4 protein-coding genes are annotated in these 3519 nt (G+C 64.6%); all 4 read right to left on the reverse strand.

Features of this window, described 5'->3' with window-relative positions:
• Positions 1–384, reverse strand: a 384-nt coding sequence (locus RMO81_RS04890) for a 7-cyano-7-deazaguanine synthase (RefSeq protein WP_310474641.1), incomplete at its 3' end; no start/stop codon positions are given.
• Entirely contained in the window at positions 381–1271 is an 891-nt protein-coding gene (locus RMO81_RS04895; protein ID WP_310474642.1) for an Hsp33 family molecular chaperone HslO, read from the reverse strand. The genes RMO81_RS04895 and RMO81_RS04890, both read right to left, overlap by 4 nt.
• Positions 1271–2197 carry an ornithine carbamoyltransferase gene (argF, locus tag RMO81_RS04900; RefSeq protein ID WP_310474643.1) on the reverse strand — a complete coding sequence of 309 codons (927 nt, stop codon included), beginning with the start codon at positions 2195–2197 and terminating at the stop codon, positions 1271–1273. Before argF ends, RMO81_RS04895 begins: the two co-directional genes overlap by 1 nt.
• 130 nt (positions 2198–2327) lie before the next feature.
• The gene (locus RMO81_RS04905; protein WP_310474645.1) at positions 2328–3515 is read right to left on the reverse strand and encodes an aspartate aminotransferase family protein; all 1188 of its coding nucleotides are present in this window, start codon (positions 3513–3515) and stop codon (positions 2328–2330) included.
• Positions 3516–3519: the final 4 nt, after the last annotated feature.

The following is a 3519-nucleotide window of genomic DNA, read 5'->3' on the forward strand; positions in this document are numbered from 1 at the left end:
CGCGTTGACGCCGATGAACAGGTCGCGTGCGCCGGCGGCTTCGGCCCAACCCAGCGCGACCGACAGGAAGATGGTGTTGCGCGCCGGCACATAGGTGACCGGGATGCCCGGCTCCACGCCGCCTTTGGGCACGTCGATATCAGCGGTGAGCGCCGATCCGCCAAAGCCGGTGAGATCGAGCGGCAACACGATATGGCGTTCGGCGCCGAGCGCGGCAGCGACCCGGGCGGCATGATCCAGTTCGATGCGGTGGCGCTGGTTATAATCGATGGTCAGCGCCAGCAGGCGCCAGCCCTGCGCACGCGCGACGGCGGCAACCGTGGTCGAATCAAGCCCGCCCGACAGCAGGACGACAGCAAGGCGGGAGGCAGATTGGCCGCTCATGCCGCGATCTGAAAGACGCGGCTGCAGAACTGGCAGTCCACCGCAATCGTGCCAGCCTCGTTGCGCATGCCGGCACGTTCTGCTTCGGGAAAGCGCGACAGCACATCCTTGATATGCGCGGCGGAGCAGCGGCAGCCTTTCACCGGCTTGGGGCCGGGCACCACGCGCACCTGCTCTTCGTGGAACAGGCGCCACAGCAACTGTTCGGCAGACAGGCCTGCATCGGTCAGCTCTGCGGTTGAGGTGGAGCCGGCCAGCGCCGCGACATGTTCCCAATCCGGATGCTGTTCGACGGTATCCAGCCGCTCGCCGCCGATTTCGGCGCGAGCCAGATGCTGCACGATCAGGCCGCCGGCCAGCCAGCCGGTTTCGGCATCGCCCGTAATGCCAATGCGCATCAGGGTCGGTAATTGTTCGGATTGGGTGAACCAGCCTTCCAGCGCGGCGCCAAGGCTGTGGCCTTCCAAGGGCACGATGCCCTGCCAGCGTTCTTCGGACGATTCCTGGTCCACCGTGATGGCCAGATAGCCTTTGCCGAACAATTCTGGCAGCGATAGGCCTTCTGAAACAGGCTTTTGATCGTCAAACTTCAGATAGCCGCGCAGCTCTCCAGCGCGCCAGTCGCAGGCCAGAAGATCGACCACGCCGCCCTTGGCAGAGGCTTGCACTGTCACCTGGCCATCATCCTGGCGCATGGTGGCACCCACCAGCGCGGTGAGCGTGAGGGCTTCGGCGAGCAGCCGGATCAGCGGCTGCGGGTAGGGGTGGGCGGCCAATATAGCGTTCAGCGTCGCATCCAGCCGCACCACCACGCCGCGCGCGTTGCGCGCCGGCACCATGAAACCCAGCGTGCGATCGGCCGTGGGGGCAAGGCCTTCGGTCACCATCACAGCCGCCCCAGGCACCAGAGCAGGATGGATTTCTGCACATGCAGGCGGTTTTCGGCTTCGTCCCACACGGCAGACGCCGGCCCGTCCATCACCGCATCGGTCACTTCATCGCCGCGGTGGGCGGGCAGGCAGTGCAGGAAAATAGCGCCGGGGGCGGCCTTGGCCATCAGCGCATCGTTTACCCGGAAGGGCGTGCAGGCGGCGATCTTTTCCTTGGTGTCGGTCTGGCCCATCGATACCCAGGTGTCGGTGACGACCACATCGGCATCTTCCACGGCGGTTTCGGCGTTGTGCACCAGATCGATGCAGCCGCCGCGCGCGCAGGCAGTGGCCATCACGCCCGAATCCGGCTCCATCCCGTGCGGCACGCCAACCTTGAGATCGAATTTCAGCAGCGAGCTGGCCTCGATCAGCGAGTTGGTCATATTGTTGCCGTCGCCGACATAGGCCCAGGTTGAACCCGCCACCTTGCGGCCCGTGCGTTCTTCAAAGGTCAGGATGTCGGCCATTACCTGGCAGGGATGCGACAGATCGGTGAGGCCGTTGATGACCGGCACGCCGGCATGTTCTGCCAACTGCTCCAGTTTCTCGTGATTGTTGGTGCGCAACATCAGCGCATCGACCATGCGGCCGAGCACGCGCGCGGTATCCGCTATGGTTTCGCCGCGACCCAGCTGCATTTCGCCCGCCGACGAGACGATGGTGGTGGCGCCCAACTGGCGGGCCGCCATGTCGAAGGAGAAGCGCGTGCGGGTGCTGGGTTTTTCAAAGATCATGCCAAGCACATGGCCAGCCAGCGGGGCATCGGCATCCACCCGGCCCTTGGGCCAGCCGGCGCGCGCCGCCTTGCGGGCGTGGGCATCATCAAGAATGGCCCGTAGTCCGGCCGGGGTGGCAGTGGCAAGATCAAGAAAATGGGGCATTTTTCACGATTCCTCCCCTCCCGTTTAGGGGAGGGGTTGGGGGTGGGGAAGGGTGGAAGCCGGCGGAATTCTGGTGCGTTTGCAGGCAGAACCCCACCCCCAGCCCCTTCCCTGAAGGGGAGTGGAGTGGTTACGCAGCGGCGGCCGGTTGATAGCTGCGCGCGGCGGCCGACAGGCGCTCCACGCACTCGCGGATCTGCTTTTCTTCGATGGTGAGCGGCGGCAGCAGGCGGACGATATTGTCGCCGGCGGCAACCATCAGCAGGCCGTGGCTGCGGGCATGGCCGACAAAGGCGCGGCTGTCGCTCTTGAGTTTCAAGCCGATCATCAGGCCACGCCCACGCACATGATCGAATAAATCGCCATGATTCGGGATCATCTGTTCCAGCGCCTGGGTGAGGCGGGCGCCCATTTCGGTGACCCGGTCAAGGAAGGCCGGTTCGGTCACGATGTCCAGCACAGCTTCGCAGGCCGCCATGGCCAGCGGGTTGCCGCCATAGGTGCTGCCGTGCGTGCCAATCACCATGCCGGCAGCGGCGCGTTCGGTGGCGAGGCATGCCCCAACCGGGAAACCGCCGCCAATGCCCTTGGCAATGGCCATGATGTCGGGCGTGATGCCATAGAGTTCGTGGGCAAACAGCTTGCCGGTGCGGGCCACGCCGCACTGCACTTCGTCCAAGATCAGCAGCAGGCCATGCTTGTCGGCCAGATCACGCAGGCCCTTGAGGAATTCCGGGCTGGCCGGGCGGATGCCGCCTTCGCCTTGAATGGGTTCCACCATGAACGCGCCCACACTGTCATCGATGGCGGCTTCGGCGGCGGCGAGATCATCGAACGGCACAACTTTGAACCAGTCCGGCAGCGGTTCGAATCCCTTGCGCAGCTTTTCCTGATCGGTGGCGGAAATTGCCGCCATGGTGCGGCCATGAAAGGCGTTGGAAAAGGTGATGACGCGATGCTTGTGCGGATTGCCGGCGGCATAATGATACGACAGCGCGGTCTTCAAGGCGCATTCAAAGGCCTCGGCACCGCTGTTGGTGAAGAACACCGTATCGGCAAAGGTCAGATCAACCAGCCGCTGGGCCAGATGCTCCTGCGCCGGCGCCTTATAAAGGTTCGACGTGTGCATCAGCGTGGCAGCCTGCTTTGCGATGGCACCCACCAGATGCGGGTGGCCGTGGCCCAGGCAGTTGACGGCGATGCCGCTGGCCATGTCGAGCCATTCGCGGCCCTGATCGTCGTAAAGATAGCAACCGTCGCCGCGCACTGGCGCAACCTCGCAGCGGCCATAAACGGGCATGAGCGGGCTGATTGTCATCGTC

Origin of the sequence: Sandarakinorhabdus sp., assembly GCF_031422795.1 — a bacterium.
Lineage (GTDB): Bacteria > Pseudomonadota > Alphaproteobacteria > Sphingomonadales > Sphingomonadaceae > Sandarakinorhabdus.

Bases quoted from the DNA above. Each gene is read 5' to 3' on its own strand.
- RMO81_RS04895 (WP_310474642.1), bottom strand. From the start codon at position 1,271: ATGGTGACCGAAGGCCTTGCCCCCACGGCCGATCGCACGCTGGGTTTC.
- argF (WP_310474643.1), bottom strand. From the start codon at position 2,197: ATGCCCCATTTTCTTGATCTTGCCACTGCCACCCCGGCCGGACTACGG.
- RMO81_RS04905 (WP_310474645.1), bottom strand. From the start codon at position 3,515: ATGACAATCAGCCCGCTCATGCCCGTTTATGGCCGCTGCGAGGTTGCG.